Origin of the sequence: Mycobacterium asiaticum, from assembly GCF_001673635.1 — a bacterium.
In the GTDB taxonomy this organism is placed as follows: Bacteria; Actinomycetota; Actinomycetes; order Mycobacteriales; family Mycobacteriaceae; genus Mycobacterium; species Mycobacterium asiaticum_C.
Map to the genome: position 1 here is coordinate 74,642 of NZ_LZMH01000008.1, position 15,151 is coordinate 89,792.

At 62.7% G+C, this 15,151-nt stretch carries 10 protein-coding genes and 3 rRNA genes; 8 read left to right on the forward strand and 5 right to left on the reverse strand.

The window, feature by feature from the left end; all coding sequences use genetic code 11:
* Positions 1-39 precede the first annotated feature (39 nt).
* Positions 40-627 carry a cob(I)yrinic acid a,c-diamide adenosyltransferase gene (locus A5645_RS02280; protein ID WP_065128381.1) on the reverse strand — a complete coding sequence of 196 codons (588 nt, stop codon included), beginning with the start codon at positions 625-627 and terminating at the stop codon, positions 40-42.
* 82 nt (positions 628-709) lie between these two features.
* On the opposite strand from A5645_RS02280, the gene murA reads away from it, so the two are divergent.
* The 4 genes from murA to rrf all read left to right on the forward strand — a co-directional run bounded on the left by murA (position 710) and on the right by rrf (position 7,394).
* Positions 710-1,963 (forward strand): UDP-N-acetylglucosamine 1-carboxyvinyltransferase, encoded by a 1,254-nt coding sequence (gene murA, locus A5645_RS02285; protein ID WP_065038520.1) that lies wholly within the window; start codon positions 710-712, stop codon positions 1,961-1,963.
* Between the two features lie 307 nt (positions 1,964-2,270).
* Positions 2,271-3,802 (forward strand): 16S ribosomal RNA (locus A5645_RS02290).
* 283 nt (positions 3,803-4,085) lie between these two features.
* Positions 4,086-7,195: ribosomal RNA gene (locus tag A5645_RS02295) — 23S ribosomal RNA — on the forward strand.
* A gap of 85 nt (positions 7,196-7,280) precedes the next feature.
* Positions 7,281-7,394 (forward strand): 5S ribosomal RNA (gene rrf / locus A5645_RS02300).
* Together the 16S, 23S and 5S rRNA genes form the textbook arrangement of a ribosomal RNA operon.
* A 213-nt stretch (positions 7,395-7,607) precedes the next feature.
* Here the strand turns inward: rrf and A5645_RS02305 are convergent.
* The 3 genes from A5645_RS02305 to A5645_RS02315 form a co-directional block, all read right to left on the reverse strand.
* Positions 7,608-8,105 carry a methylated-DNA--[protein]-cysteine S-methyltransferase gene (locus A5645_RS02305; RefSeq protein ID WP_065038521.1) on the reverse strand — a complete coding sequence of 166 codons (498 nt, stop codon included), beginning with the start codon at positions 8,103-8,105 and terminating at the stop codon, positions 7,608-7,610.
* Positions 8,102-9,604 (reverse strand): DNA-3-methyladenine glycosylase 2 family protein, encoded by a 1,503-nt coding sequence (locus A5645_RS02310; RefSeq protein ID WP_065038522.1) that lies wholly within the window; start codon positions 9,602-9,604, stop codon positions 8,102-8,104. The genes A5645_RS02305 and A5645_RS02310 overlap by 4 nt, the downstream gene beginning before the upstream one ends.
* Before the next feature lie 64 nt (positions 9,605-9,668).
* On the reverse strand, positions 9,669-11,303 hold the full coding sequence (locus A5645_RS02315) for an adenylate/guanylate cyclase domain-containing protein (RefSeq protein ID WP_065038523.1): 1,635 nt from the start codon (positions 11,301-11,303) through the stop codon (positions 9,669-9,671).
* Between the two features lie 45 nt (positions 11,304-11,348).
* On the opposite strand from A5645_RS02315, the gene nucS reads away from it, so the two are divergent.
* The gene (nucS, locus tag A5645_RS02320) at positions 11,349-12,011 is read left to right on the forward strand and encodes an endonuclease NucS (protein WP_065038524.1); all 663 of its coding nucleotides are present in this window, start codon (positions 11,349-11,351) and stop codon (positions 12,009-12,011) included.
* On the forward strand, positions 12,011-12,298 hold the full coding sequence (locus A5645_RS02325) for an Rv1322 family protein (RefSeq protein WP_065038525.1): 288 nt from the start codon (positions 12,011-12,013) through the stop codon (positions 12,296-12,298). The genes nucS and A5645_RS02325 overlap by 1 nt, the downstream gene beginning before the upstream one ends.
* 1 nt (position 12,299) lies before the next feature.
* On the opposite strand, the gene mce is transcribed toward A5645_RS02325, so the two are convergent.
* Complete coding sequence (gene mce / locus A5645_RS02330) at positions 12,300-12,758, reverse strand: methylmalonyl-CoA epimerase (protein ID WP_065038526.1); 459 nt, start codon at positions 12,756-12,758, stop codon at positions 12,300-12,302.
* A gap of 82 nt (positions 12,759-12,840) precedes the next feature.
* Here mce and A5645_RS02335 point away from each other — a divergent pair, with 82 nt between their 5' ends.
* The gene (locus tag A5645_RS02335) at positions 12,841-14,022 is read left to right on the forward strand and encodes an acetyl-CoA C-acetyltransferase (RefSeq protein ID WP_065038527.1); all 1,182 of its coding nucleotides are present in this window, start codon (positions 12,841-12,843) and stop codon (positions 14,020-14,022) included.
* Positions 14,023-14,144: 122 nt separating this feature from the next.
* On the forward strand, positions 14,145-15,104 hold the full coding sequence (locus tag A5645_RS02340) for a tetratricopeptide repeat protein (protein WP_065128349.1): 960 nt from the start codon (positions 14,145-14,147) through the stop codon (positions 15,102-15,104).
* Positions 15,105-15,151 lie beyond the last annotated feature (47 nt).

The following is a 15,151-nucleotide window of genomic DNA, read 5'->3' on the forward strand; positions in this document are numbered from 1 at the left end:
GACGTGAAAGCCCCTGAAAAGTACCGTTTTGAGGGGCTTTCACGTCTGCTCGGCATCCTTACCGCCGCCCGGGCGCCACAGCACGTCGCCCCCCGGATTGGCGACTCGGGACAGGATGAACAGCAGATCCGACAAGCGGTTCAGGTATTTCGCCGGCAGCACGCTCACCCCGTCCGGGTGCGCGTCGACGGCCGCCCACGCCGAGCGCTCGGCACGGCGGACCACCGTACGAGCCACGTGCAACAGCGCCGACAGCGGTGAACCACCGGGCAGCACAAAAGAATTCAGCGCCGGTAGGTTCTCGTTGTAGCTGTCGCACCAACGCTCGAGCCGGTCGATGTAGTCCTGGCTGATGCGTAGCGGGGGATATTTCGGGTTCTCGTGGACCGGGGTCGACAGGTCAGCGCCGGCGTCGAACAGGTCGTTCTGGATCTGGCGCAGCACGTCGGCGAGCGCCTCGTCGGGACCGCCGAGCGCGACGGCCACGCCGATGGCGGAATTGGCCTCGTCGCAGTCCGCGTAAGCCACCAGGCGAGCGTCGGTCTTGGCGACCCGTGAGAAATCGCTCAATCCCGTCGTCCCGTCGTCACCGGTCCGGGTATAAATGCGGGTCAGATGGACTGCCATGAGCAAAACCGTACCGGGGATCACCGGCCGCACGCGGCTGGGCTGACTGACAACCCGATACCGCTTCACTAGACTGACGCGGGTGGCGGAGCGATTCGTGGTGACTGGTGGCAACCGGTTGTCAGGCGAAGTCGCTGTTGGGGGCGCCAAGAACAGTGTGCTCAAGCTGATGGCCGCCACACTGCTGGCCGAGGGCACCAGCACCATCACCAACTGCCCCGACATTCTTGACGTGCCGCTGATGGCCGAGGTGCTGCGAGGTCTGGGTGCCACCGTCGAGCTCGACGGTGACGTCGCCCGCATCACCTCGCCCGACGAGCCCAAATACGACGCCGACTTCGCGGCGGTGCGCCAGTTCCGCGCCTCGGTGTGCGTGCTGGGTCCGCTGGTCGGACGCTGCAAGAAGGCCAGGGTCGCGCTGCCCGGCGGTGACGCGATCGGGTCGCGACCGCTGGACATGCACCAGGCTGGCCTCCGGCAACTGGGCGCGCAGTGCAACATCGAACACGGCTGCGTGGTGGCCCAGGCAGATACGTTGCGCGGGGCGGAGATTCAGCTCGAATTCCCCTCAGTCGGCGCCACCGAGAACATCCTGATGGCCGCCGTGGTGGCCGAGGGTGTCACCACGATCCACAATGCCGCGCGCGAACCCGACGTGGTCGACCTCTGCACGATGTTGAACCAGATGGGCGCGCAGGTCGAAGGCGCCGGCTCGCCGACCATGACCATTACCGGGGTCCCGCGGCTGCATCCGACCGAGCACCGCGTCATCGGCGACCGCATCGTGGCCGCCACCTGGGGCATTGCCGCCGCCATGACCCGCGGCGACATCACTGTGACGGGAATAGACCCGTCCCACCTGCAGTTGGTGCTGCATAAGTTGCACGATGCGGGCGCCACGGTCACCCAGACCGACAACAGCTTCCGGATCGCGCAGTACGAGCGGCCCAAAGCGGTGAACGTGGCCACGCTGCCGTTCCCCGGATTTCCCACCGATCTACAGCCAATGGCGATCGCACTGGCGTCCATTGCCGACGGAACTTCGATGATTACCGAGAACGTCTTCGAGGCGCGCTTTCGATTCGTCGAGGAAATGATCCGATTGGGGGCGGATGCGCGCACCGACGGCCATCACGCTGTGGTGCGCGGTCTGCCGCAACTTTCGAGCGCGCCGGTGTGGTGTTCGGACATCCGCGCGGGCGCCGGCCTGGTGCTCGCGGGCCTCGTCGCGGACGGCGACACCGAGGTCCACGACGTCTTCCACATCGACCGTGGCTACCCGTTATTCGTTGAGAACCTGGGGATTTTGGGAGCTGAGATCGAGCGGGTACAGTAGCTACAAGTTCAACGCCCACCAGGCGCGGTCACCTCCCAGCGGAGGAGATCGAAACCGGGGCTTGACTCTCCTGCTGGATCTGTATTAAGCTGGCAGGGTTGCCCCAAAACGGGCGCAAAACAAGCTAGAAGTGTTGTTTGAGAACTCAATAGTGTGTTTGGTGTTTTGTTTGTTGTTGTTTTTTTGACTGCATCTCACACCCCCCGTGTGTGGGTGTAGTCGGTTTATTTTGATGCCAGTTTTTGGTGTCTTTTTGTTAGATCAGATTATCTCTGATTGTGAATTCACCTCGCTATCGAGGGGTTTTTGTTTGGAGAGTTTGATTCTGGCTCAGGACGAACGCTGGCGGCGTGCTTAACACATGCAAGTCGAACGGAAAGGCCCCTTCGGGGGTACTCGAGTGGCGAACGGGTGAGTAACACGTGGGTGATCTGCCCTGCACATCGGGATAAGCCTGGGAAACTGGGTCTAATACCGAATAGGACCCCAGGATGCATGTCCTGTGGTGGAAAGCTTTTGCGGTGTGGGATGGGCCCGCGGCCTATCAGCTTGTTGGTGGGGTGATGGCCTACCAAGGCGACGACGGGTAGCCGGCCTGAGAGGGTGTCCGGCCACACTGGGACTGAGATACGGCCCAGACTCCTACGGGAGGCAGCAGTGGGGAATATTGCACAATGGGCGCAAGCCTGATGCAGCGACGCCGCGTGGGGGATGACGGCCTTCGGGTTGTAAACCTCTTTCACCATCGACGAAGGTCCGGGTTTTCTCGGATTGACGGTAGGTGGAGAAGAAGCACCGGCCAACTACGTGCCAGCAGCCGCGGTAATACGTAGGGTGCGAGCGTTGTCCGGAATTACTGGGCGTAAAGAGCTCGTAGGTGGTTTGTCGCGTTGTTCGTGAAATCTCACGGCTTAACTGTGAGCGTGCGGGCGATACGGGCAGACTTGAGTACTGCAGGGGAGACTGGAATTCCTGGTGTAGCGGTGGAATGCGCAGATATCAGGAGGAACACCGGTGGCGAAGGCGGGTCTCTGGGCAGTAACTGACGCTGAGGAGCGAAAGCGTGGGGAGCGAACAGGATTAGATACCCTGGTAGTCCACGCCGTAAACGGTGGGTACTAGGTGTGGGTTTCCTTCCTTGGGATCCGTGCCGTAGCTAACGCATTAAGTACCCCGCCTGGGGAGTACGGCCGCAAGGCTAAAACTCAAAGAAATTGACGGGGGCCCGCACAAGCGGCGGAGCATGTGGATTAATTCGATGCAACGCGAAGAACCTTACCTGGGTTTGACATGCACAGGACGCCGGCAGAGATGTCGGTTCCCTTGTGGCCTGTGTGCAGGTGGTGCATGGCTGTCGTCAGCTCGTGTCGTGAGATGTTGGGTTAAGTCCCGCAACGAGCGCAACCCTTGTCTCATGTTGCCAGCGGGTAATGCCGGGGACTCGTGAGAGACTGCCGGGGTCAACTCGGAGGAAGGTGGGGATGACGTCAAGTCATCATGCCCCTTATGTCCAGGGCTTCACACATGCTACAATGGCCGGTACAAAGGGCTGCGATGCCGCGAGGTTAAGCGAATCCTTTTAAAGCCGGTCTCAGTTCGGATCGGGGTCTGCAACTCGACCCCGTGAAGTCGGAGTCGCTAGTAATCGCAGATCAGCAACGCTGCGGTGAATACGTTCCCGGGCCTTGTACACACCGCCCGTCACGTCATGAAAGTCGGTAACACCCGAAGCCAGTGGCCTAACCCTTTGGGAGGGAGCTGTCGAAGGTGGGATCGGCGATTGGGACGAAGTCGTAACAAGGTAGCCGTACCGGAAGGTGCGGCTGGATCACCTCCTTTCTAAGGAGCACCACGAAAAGCATCCCAATTGGTGGGATGCAGGCCGTGTGGAGTTCTCGTCTGTAGTGGACGAGGGCTGGGTGCACAACAACAAGCAAGCCAGACACACTATTGGGTCCTGAGACAACACTCGGGCGCTAGCACGAAGTGTTGTCCCTCCATCTTGGTGGTGGGGTGTGGTGTTTGAGAACTGGATAGTGGTTGCGAGCATCAACTGATCGCGTCGCCGTTCGCGGTGGCGTGTTCTTTTGTGCAATTTTAAATTCTTTGGTTTTTGTAGTGTTTGTAAGTGTCTAAGGGCGCATGGTGGATGCCTTGGCATCGAGAGCCGATGAAGGACGTGGGAGGCTGCGATATGCCTCGGGGAGCTGTCAACCGAGCGTTGATCCGAGGATTTCCGAATGGGGAAACCCAGCACGAGTTATGTCGTGTTACCCGTACCTGAATATATAGGGTGCGGGGGGGAACGCGGGGAAGTGAAACATCTCAGTACCCGTAGGAAGAGAAAACAATTGTGATTCCGCTAGTAGTGGCGAGCGAACGCGGAAAATGGCTAAACCGCATGCATGTGATACCGGGTAGGGGTTGTGTGTGCGGGGTTGTGGGAATGATCTTCTCAGCTCTACCTGGCTGAGGGGCAGTAAAAAAGTGTCGTAGTTAGCGGAAATGGCCTGGGATGGTCTGCCGTAGACGGTGAGAGCCCGGTACGCGAAAACTCGACACCTGCCTTGATCAATCTCCCGAGTAGCAGCGAGCCCGTGGAATTTGCTGTGAATCTGCCGGGACCACCCGGTAAGCCTAAATACTTCTCGATGACCGATAGCGGATTAGTACCGTGAGGGAATGGTGAAAAGTACCCCGGGAGGGGAGTGAAAGAGTACCTGAAACCGTGTGCCTACAATCCGTCAGAGCCTCCTCGTGGGGTGATGGCGTGCCTTTTGAAGAATGAGCCTGCGAGTCAGGGACATGTCGCGAGGTTAACCCGTGTGGGGTAGCCGCAGCGAAAGCGAGTCTGAATAGGGCGCATCCCCGTAAGGGGTGTAGTGGCATGTTCTGGACCCGAAGCGGAGTGATCTACCCATGGCCAGGGTGAAGCGCGGGTAAGACCGCGTGGAGGCCCGAACCCACTTAGGTTGAAGACTGAGGGGATGAGCTGTGGGTAGGGGTGAAAGGCCAATCAAACTCCGTGATAGCTGGTTCTCCCCGAAATGCATTTAGGTGCAGCGTTGCGTGGTTCACCACGGAGGTAGAGCTACTGGATGGCCGATGGGCCCTACTAGGTTACTGACGTCAGCCAAACTCCGAATGCCGTGGTGTCAAGCGTGGCAGTGAGACGGCGGGGGATAAGCTCCGTACGTCGAAAGGGAAACAGCCCAGATCGCCGGCTAAGGCCCCAAAGCGTGTGCTAAGTGGAAAAGGATGTGCAGTCGCAGAGACAACCAGGAGGTTGGCTTAGAAGCAGCCACCCTTGAAAGAGTGCGTAATAGCTCACTGGTCAAGTGATTGTGCGCCGATAATGTAGCGGGGCTCAAGCACACCGCCGAAGCCGCGGCACATCTACGTATGTAGGTGTGGGTAGGGGAGCGTCCCTCATTCAGCGAAGCCGTCGGGTAACCGACGGTGGAGGGTGGGGGAGTGAGAATGCAGGCATGAGTAGCGAATAGGCAAGTGAGAACCTTGCCCGCCGAAAGACCAAGGGTTCCTGGGCCAGGCCAGTCCGCCCAGGGTGAGTCGGGACCTAAGGCGAGGCCGACAGGCGTAGTCGATGGACAACGGGTTGATATTCCCGTACCCGTGTGTGCGCGCCCGTGATGAATCATCTGTGCTAACCACCCAAATGGTCACTGATCAATCCCTTCGGGGAGCGACGGTGACCGGCTGCGTGGGACCCCGGGTGGTAGTAGTCAAGCGAAGGGGTGACGCAGGAAGGTAGCCGTACCAGTCAGTGGTAATACTGGGGCAAGCCCGTAGGGAGAGCGATAGGCAAATCCGTCGCTCATTAATCCTGAGAGGTGACGCATAGCCGATTGAGGCGAATTCGGTGATCCTCTGCTGCCAAGAAAAGCCTCTAGCGAGTTCACACACGGCCCGTACCCCAAACCAACACAGGTGGTCAGGTAGAGAATACCAAGGCGTACGAGATAACTATGGTTAAGGAACTCGGCAAAATACCCCCGTAACTTCGGGAGAAGGGGGGCCGGCATGTCGTGAACCCCCTTGCGGTGGGAGCGGAAGCCGGTCGCAGAAACCAGTGAGAAGCGACTGTTTACTAAAAACACAGGTCCGTGCGAAGTCGCAAGACGATGTATACGGACTGACGCCTGCCCGGTGCTGGAAGGTTAAGAGGACCCGTTAACTCGTAAGGGTGAAGCGGAGAATTTAAGCCCCAGTAAACGGCGGTGGTAACTATAACCATCCTAAGGTAGCGAAATTCCTTGTCGGGTAAGTTCCGACCTGCACGAATGGCGTAACGACTTCTCAACTGTCTCAACCATAGACTCGGCGAAATTGCACTACGAGTAAAGATGCTCGTTACGCGCGGCAGGACGAAAAGACCCCGGGACCTTCACTATAGCTTGGTATTGTTGTTCGGTACGGTTTGTGTAGGATAGGTGGGAGACTGTGAAACTCGGACGCCAGTTCGAGTGGAGTCGTTGTTGAAATACCACTCTGATCGTATTGGACACCTAACGTCGAACCGTATATCCGGTTCACGGACAGTGCCTGGTGGGTAGTTTAACTGGGGCGGTTGCCTCCTAAAATGTAACGGAGGCGCCCAAAGGTTCCCTCAACCTGGACGGCAATCAGGTGTTGAGTGTAAATGCACAAGGGAGCTTGACTGCGAGACCTACAAGTCAAGCAGGGACGAAAGTCGGGATTAGTGATCCGGCACCCCCGAGTGGAAGGGGTGTCGCTCAACGGATAAAAGGTACCCCGGGGATAACAGGCTGATCTTCCCCAAGAGTCCATATCGACGGGATGGTTTGGCACCTCGATGTCGGCTCGTCGCATCCTGGGGCTGGAGCAGGTCCCAAGGGTTGGGCTGTTCGCCCATTAAAGCGGCACGCGAGCTGGGTTTAGAACGTCGTGAGACAGTTCGGTCTCTATCCGCCGCGCGCGTCAGAAGCTTGAGGAAACCTGTCCCTAGTACGAGAGGACCGGGACGGACGAACCTCTGGTCCACCAGTTGTTCCACCAGGAGCACCGCTGGATAGCCACGTTCGGCAAGGATAACCGCTGAAAGCATCTAAGCGGGAAACCTTCTCCAAGATTAGGCTTCTCACCCTCTAGGAGGGATAAGGCCCCCTGCAGAACACAGGATTGATAGGCCAGACCTGGAAGCTCAGCAATGAGTGTAGGGAACTGGCACTAACCGGCCGAAAACTTACAACACAACCAAACTCGCAACCACATATCTAGTGACACGGCTTTTAGTCGTGGGCACCACACCCCCCATCAACACAAATTTAAATAGAGTTACGGCGGCCACAGCGACAGGGAAACGCCCGGTCCCATCCCGAACCCGGAAGCTAAGCCTGTCAGCGCCGATGGTACTGCCCTTTTCGGGTGGAAGAGTAGGACACCGCCGAACACACAAAAACACCCCCTGCAAAGGGGGTGTTTTTGCATTCCCGAGATAGTTCGTCGGACGTGGGCATTAGGAGAAAATATGCCGCCCGCGAAATCCGCGCATAACCGGCACGCTCGGCGCGCCGGCCGCTTACCGCGGTGAGCAGACGTGAAAGCCCGCATTTTGTGCCGAAATGGGGGCTTTCACGTCTTCGCGGGAAATCCGTGCGGGCGCTCAATCGAACAACGTCAGGTCCGCCGGCGCTCGTCGCTTTTCCAGCGCGAGTAGCGTCTGTTTCCGGTCCAATCCGCCGCCATATCCGGTCAATTTCCCGCTCGCGCCGATCACCCGGTGGCACGGGACGATAATGGCGATCGGGTTGTGCCCGTTGGCCAATCCGACGGCCCGCGCGGCGCCGGATGCACCGATCTGTTCGGCAATTTCGCCGTACGACCTGGTTTCGCCATACGGAATGGTCAACAGTGCCCGCCAGACCCGCTGCTGGAAGGCAGTGCCGCGCAGTTCCATGTCGATATCGAAATCGATCAGGTCGCCGGCGAAATAGGCATCGAGTTGCTTGGCCGCGCTGACGAATGCGCTGTCATCGAGTGCCCAGCCGGCGCGGCTGGGTTCGTAGGTCTGATCCACCATTCGTAGATTCGTCAGCACCCCGTCCTGTCCGGCCAGGGTGAGCGGTCCGATCGGGCTGTCGATGGTGCGGTAAGTGATCACGCAATCTCCTTCAGGTCCTGCGTCGGCGGCCATTGGTTCACCGGGTGCTCGAGCGTGGTCCAAAGATGCTGGGTGGCGTACGAACGCCAGGGCCTCCACCGGGCGCTGTGCTCGAGCAGAGCACGTTCCTGCGACGGCAGGCCCAACCGCTTGGCGGCCAGCTTCAGTCCGAGGTCACTGGCCGGGAACGCATCGGGGTCACCCAACCCACGCATCGCGATGATCTCCGCCGTCCAGGGCCCGACTCCGGGCAGGTCGATCAGCTGCCGACGCGTGCATATCCAGTCGCACCCGGGATCCAGGCTCACGCTGCCGTCGGCAATAGCGCCGATCAACACACTCAGGGTGCGTTTCCGTGCCTTCGGGACGGCCAGGTGGACCGGGTCGATGTCGGCCAACTGCTCGACGGACGGGAAGGTGTGGGTCAGCCCGCCCGCGCCGTCGTGCACCGGCTGCCCGTAGGCCGCAACCAGCCGTGCGGCGTGGGTACGCGCGGCCTTGGTCGATACCTGCTGGCCCAACACGGTCCGCACGGCGAGCTCGGCTTCGTCGACGGTGCGGGGAATCCGTTGCCCCGGCGCCTTGGCGACCACCGGCCCCAGATCCGGGTCCGCGCTGAGCGCCTCGACCACCGCTTCGGGATCCGCGTCGAGGTCCAGCAGCCGCCGGCACCGGGCCGTCGCGGTGGTGAGATCCCGGAAGTCGTCCAGCACCAGCTGGCAGCGCACGTGGTCGGGGGCAGGGGTCAAGCTGACCAGGCCGTTGCCCCAGGTGAGCCGCAGCGTGCGGCGGTACGCACCGTCGCGCACCTCCTCGCAACCCGGCACCGCGGTGGCGGCCAGATGCCCGAAGACGCCCTCATAGGCGAACGGCGTGCGCACCGGCAGTCGCAGGGACACCGCCCCGGCCGACACCGTCCGGGCCGACCGGAACCGCGCCGCGGCGCGCCGGCGCAACGCCGTCGGGGTGCTGTCGCACACCAGGCGCACCGTGTCGTTGAACTGGCGGATGCTGGAAAAACCGGCGGCGAACGCGACGTCGCCGAACGGCAGGTCAGTGGTCTCGATCAGCACTCGCGCGGTCTGCATCCGCTGGGCGCGGGCCAGCGCGAGCGGCCCGGCGCCGACTTCGGCGTGCAGCAACCGTTCCACCTGCCGCGTCGTGTAGCCCAGGTGAGCGGCCAGGCCCGTCACGCCTTCGCGGTCCACGGTGCCGTCGGCGATCAAGCGCATGGCACGCGCCACGATGTCGCCGCGCACATTCCACTCCGGCGACCCGGGCGACGCGTCCGGACGGCATCGCTTGCAGGCTCGGAAGCCCTCTCGCTGGGCGGCGGCGGCCGTCGGGAGGAAACGCACGTTGCGGGCCAACGGGGGCCGCACCGGACAGCTGGGCCGGCAATAGATCCGCGTGGTCAGGACCGCGATGACGAACCAGCCGTCAAACCGGGCGTCCTTGGCCTGGACCGCCCGGTAGCAGCGTTCGAAATCGTCGTGCACTCTTCGACCATTACACCCCGACGCCGACATGACTGGCGGAAAAGCGACATCAACGTGGGTCGGTTCAGTCCTCGGAATCAACCGGATTCACCGGTGAGGCCAGCCGGGTCGGTTCGTCGTGTCCGCGCAGCGTCACTTCCTCGCCGAGGGTCCAGTGCTGTTGCTCCTCCTCGCTGGCACCCGACACCGCGTCTGAGGACGCCAGCAATCGGCCGGGATGGTCTTTGGCGAGCTCACACAGTCGGGCCGCCTCATTGACCGGGCCGCCGATCACGGTGTATTCGAACCGCTCCTTGGCGCCGACGTTGCCGGCCACCACCTGGCCGGCAGCCACACCGATCCCGGCCCTGCACTCCGATATCTCGTTCGCCAGGCGCTCGGCCATGCAGCGCGCGGCGCTCAAGGCGGCATCCTCGGGTCTTTCCAGGCGGTTCGGGGCGCCGAAGATCGCCAGGGACGCGTCGCCTTCGAACTTGTTGACCAGACCACAATGCCGGTCCACCTCTTCGACGATGATCGTGAAAAACCGGTTGAGCACCTTGACCACATCTGCCGGGCGCTCGGTGGTCACCAGCTTGGTGGAGCCGATGATGTCGATGAACAGCACCGCCACGTGACGTTCTTCACCGCCGAGTTTGGGCTTTTCCTTTTCGGCGGCAAGCGCGACTTCTCGCCCGACGTGCCGGCCGAACAGGTCGCGCACCCGCTCGCGTTCGCGCAACCCGGCAACCATCGCGTTGAAACCACGCTGTAGCTCGCCGAGTTCCGTGCCGTCGAAGACCACCAGATCGCCACGCAGATTGCCGCGCTCGACGCGGCTGAGCGCCGCGCGCACCACCCGCACCGGCGTGGCGGTGAGCCAGGCCAGGATCCACATCAGCGTGAAGCCGAAGATCAGGGTCGCCGCCGCCACGAACAGGATGCAGACGGCGAATTGGGTCTCGGTCATGTTTCGCAACAGGATCTGGAAGATCGCCACCAAGGCGATGCCCACGACCGGCACGCCGGACCCGAGCAGCCAGACCATCAGGGTGCGGCCCATGATGCCCGGTGCCAATCGCCGTGGCGGCGGACCCGCTTCCAGCGCCTGCGCTGCCACTGGGCGCAGCGCGAACTCCGCCAGTAGATAACTCGCGGTGGCCACCAAGACGCCGCAGAAAGTCACCGAAAACATGAACCGCGGGATGAAGATGCGGTTCTCCAAGCCGTAGAGCGTGGTCAACAACGCCGCCCCAGCGCCCCAGAGGATCAGGTCGACGATTGCCACCCGCCATGGGGCCAAGAAGGTATTGCGTTCATCCTCAGGCGTGGGGTCGCGTTCTTCGATCGCCCACCGCAGTGCCCGCACGGTGCTCCGGGTGATCCAGAAGGTTCCCACCGCCAGCGCGAGCACGATGTATGCCGGCGACGCCCCCAACGTGATCCAGAGCAGCTCCTTGTCGAACACGCTCGGCACCGGGATGGCCACCGTCACCAGCAGCAGCGCGACAACGATCCCCATCAGGTTCGCGCCGACGACCATCGAGGTCAGGATGATCTGGATGCGGACCCGGCGCCGCTGCTGGCTTTCGGACACGCGCCCGAGCAGCCATGATCCATATGCCGGCGTATCCGGCCGACCGCTCTGACGGGTGACCCTTTCCAGGACCCGGCCAAGACGCTGCGCAACGGTCTTCTTGCGGGTCGTAGTGGGCGTCATGGTGGCGTCAGCCTATTCCGTCCAGCACGCTCTAAGGTGAGTCGGGTGCGTCTAGTGATCGCCCAATGCACCGTCGACTACATCGGTCGGCTCACCGCGCATCTCCCGTCGGCCCGCAGGTTGCTGCTGTTCAAAGCCGACGGCTCGGTCAGCGTGCACGCCGACGACCGCGCCTACAAGCCGCTCAACTGGATGAGTCCGCCGTGCTGGCTCAGCGAGGAGCCAGGCCCGGTATGGGTCGTGGAGAACAAGGCCGGCGAGCAGTTGCGCATCACCGTCGAGGAGATCGAGCACGACTCCAGTCACGAGCTCGGGGTCGACCCCGGGCTGGTCAAGGACGGTGTCGAGGCCCACTTACAGGCATTGCTGGCCGAACATGTGCAGCTGCTCGGCGAGGGATACACGTTGGTCCGCCGCGAGTACATGACCGCGATCGGTCCGGTCGACCTGCTGTGCCGGGACGCCAACGGTGGCTCGGTGGCCGTGGAGATCAAGCGCCGCGGCGAGATCGACGGGGTAGAGCAGCTGACCCGCTACCTCGAGTTGCTCAATCGCGACAGCGTGTTGGCTCCAGTCAAGGGAGTGTTTGCCGCCCAGCAGATCAAACCGCAGGCTCGGACGTTGGCAACCGATCGTGGAATCCGTTGTCTGACATTGGATTACGACAAGATGCGGGGGATGGACAGCGACGAGTACCGGCTGTTTTGATGGCTCGGCGCCGTAAACCGCCGCCGCGGACCCACGCGCTGCCGCCGATGCTGCGGCGAGTCGAGACCGGCCCGGACGGCTACGAGTACGAGGTGCGTCCGGTCGCGGCGGCGCGGGCCGTCAAGACCTATCGCTGTCCCGGTTGCGATCACGAAATTCGTTCGGGCATAGCGCATCTGGTGGTATGGCGGGCCGAATCACCGGGATCGATCGACGACCGTCGGCACTGGCATACGCCGTGCTGGACCCACCGCGCCACTCGCAGCCCGACCCGCAAGTGGTATTAGCTCAGCGAGGAGCCGGCTCTACCAACTCGATCAGCACGCCGCCGGCGTCCTTGGGGTGGATGAAGTTGATCCGGGAGTTCGCGGTGCCGCGCCGGGGGGCTTCGTAGACCAGCCGAACTCCCTGCGACCGCAGTTGTTCGCACATCGCGTCCAGATCCCGAGTCCGGCAGGCCAGCTGCTGGATGCCCGGGCCGCGCTTGTCGATGAACTTCGCGATCACCGACGTCTCGTCGAGCGGGGCCATCAGTTGGATCTGCGCGCTGGTGCCTGGCACCGCCAGCATCGCCTCGCGGATCCCCTGGTCATCGTTGATCTCTTCGTGCACCAGGATCATGCCAAGATGGTCGTTGTACCACTCGATGGCTGCATCCAGGTCGGCGACTGCAATGCCGACGTGATCGAGTCCGGTGACCAGCGAGGTAGCGAGACTGCGACGGGCGTCAACTTGATCGGTCGTCATTACATAACGGTAACCTCGGAACAAAGAATCCGCTTCTCCGGGTTGGCACTATCGGCCGTTCGGTGCGCGTGTAGGAGGTTTGATGACAACGTCGGTGATAGTTGCTGGAGCGCGGACTCCCATCGGGAAGCTGATGGGCTCGCTGAAGGATTTCAGCGCCAGCGACCTGGGTGGGATCGCGATCAAGGCGGCCTTGGAGAAGGCGAATGTGCCGGCGTCGCTGGTCGAGTACGTGATCATGGGACAGGTCCTGACGGCCGGCGCCGGGCAGATGCCGGCGCGCCAGGCCGCCGTCGCGGCCGGTATCGGCTGGGATGTGCCGGCGCTGACCATCAACAAGATGTGTCTGTCCGGGATCGACGCCATCGCACTGGCTGACCAGCTCATTCGGGCCGGCGAGTTCGATGTGGTGGTCGCCGGTGGCCAGGAGTCCATGACCAAGGCGCCGCACCTGCTGATGGACAGCCGGTCGGGCTACAAGTACGGCGACGTCAAGGTCCTGGACCACATGGCCTACGACGGCCTGCACGACGTATTCACCGATCAGCCGATGGGCGCGCTCACCGAGCAGCGCAACGATGTCGACAAGTTCACCCGTCAGCAGCAGGACGAATACGCTGCCCGGTCGCATCAGAAGGCCGCCGCTGCCTGGAAGGACGGCGTGTTCGCCGACGAGGTCGTTCCGGTGCAGATTCCGCAGCGCAAAGGTGATCCCCTGCAGTTCAGCGAGGACGAGGGCATCCGCGCCAACACCACCGCCGATTCACTGGCCGGGCTCAAACCCGCGTTTCGCAAGGACGGCACCATCACGGCCGGCTCGGCGTCCCAGATTTCCGACGGCGCCGCCGCGGTGGTGGTGATGAAGAAGGAGAAGGCCCAGGAACTGGGGCTGACCTGGCTGGCCGAGATCGGTGCGCACGGCGTGGTGGCCGGGCCGGACTCCACGCTGCAGTCGCAGCCCGCCAACGCGATCAAGAAGGCGCTCGACCGGGAGGGCATCACTGTCGACGAGCTCGACGTGGTGGAGATCAACGAAGCGTTCGCCGCGGTGGCGCTGGCTTCCACCCAGGAGCTCGGCGTCGACCCCGAAAAGGTCAACGTCAATGGCGGCGCGATCGCCGTCGGGCACCCGATCGGCATGTCCGGCGCCCGGATCACACTGCACGTGGCGCTGGAACTTGCTCGCCGCGGTTCGGGCATCGGCGTTGCAGCGCTGTGTGGTGCCGGCGGGCAGGGCGACGCGCTGATCCTGCGGGCTCCGTAACCAAGCAAACGTTTGCTAGCGAGGCGCGCAGCGATGCCCACGGGCACCGATGTGAGATTGGTCATATCCGCCGGTCAGAGGCCGCCGCGACTAGACATAGGCGGCGTGACAGACTTGTCGGCGTGACACGTCCTCGGCCCTCGATCGGGCCAGCGTTGGCCGGTGCGGTCGACCTGTCCGGTCTCAAACAGCGCGCCCAGCAGAAGACAACGGCCGGCCCGACGACGGCTCGGTCGTCGGCACCGTCGGCATCGTCGGCACCGTCGGCACCCGGGTCCGGTGCTCCCGGCGAAGTACGGATCGTTCAGGTCACCGAAGCCAACTTCGAAGACGAGGTGATCAACCGGTCCGACGAGGTGCCGGTCGTCGTACTGCTGTGGTCGCCGCGCAGCGACGTCTGCGTCGACCTGCTCGAGACGTTGTCCGGGCTGGCCGCCGAGGACAACGACACCTGGGTGCTGGCCGCGGCGAATGTAGACGCCGCACCCGGCATCGCCCGGATTTTCGGGATACAAGCCGTCCCGACGGTGGTGGCTTTGGCTGCGGCACAACCGGTGTCGAGTTTCCAAGGGCCCCAACCGGCCGATCAGCTGCGGAGCTGGATCGACTCCTTGCTCGACGCGACTGCCGGAAAGCTCAAAGGGCCAGCGGGTTCGGGTGAAGCGCAGCAAGTCGATCCGGTGCTCGCCGAGGCGCGCCAGCAACTGGAGGCCGGTGACTTCGAGGCGGCGCGGACGTCATACCAGACGATCCTGGACGCCGAACCGGGCAGCGTGGAAGCCAAGGCGGCCATCCGCCAGATCGATTTCCTTACCCGCGCAACCGCGCAGCGACCCGATGCGGTCGCTGTCGCCGACGCCGCCCCCGACGACATCGAAGCCGCGTTCGCGGCCGCCGACGTCCAAATCCTCAATCAGGATGTCAGCGCGGCCTTCGAGCGCCTGACCGCTCTGGTGCGCCGCACCTCCGGTGACGACCGCACCAAGGTGCGCACCAGGCTTATCGAGTTGTTCGAGCTATTCGACCCGGCCGATCCCGAGGTGGTCGCCGGCCGGCGCAACCTCGCCAACGCGTTGTACTGATCCCCTGCCGAGCAGACGCAAAAGCCCCCGACACGCCGTGCGTGCGG

Excerpts from the sequence above, each read along its gene's own strand:
- A5645_RS02280 (WP_065128381.1), bottom strand. The coding sequence starts at position 627 with ATGGCAGTCCATCTGACCCGCATTTATACCCGGACCGGTGACGACGGG.
- A5645_RS02315 (WP_065038523.1), bottom strand. The coding sequence starts at position 11,303 with ATGACGCCCACTACGACCCGCAAGAAGACCGTTGCGCAGCGTCTTGGC.
- A5645_RS02325 (WP_065038525.1), top strand. The coding sequence starts at position 12,011 with ATGGCTCGGCGCCGTAAACCGCCGCCGCGGACCCACGCGCTGCCGCCG.
- mce (WP_065038526.1), bottom strand. The coding sequence starts at position 12,758 with ATGACGACCGATCAAGTTGACGCCCGTCGCAGTCTCGCTACCTCGCTG.
- A5645_RS02335 (WP_065038527.1), top strand. The coding sequence starts at position 12,841 with ATGACAACGTCGGTGATAGTTGCTGGAGCGCGGACTCCCATCGGGAAG.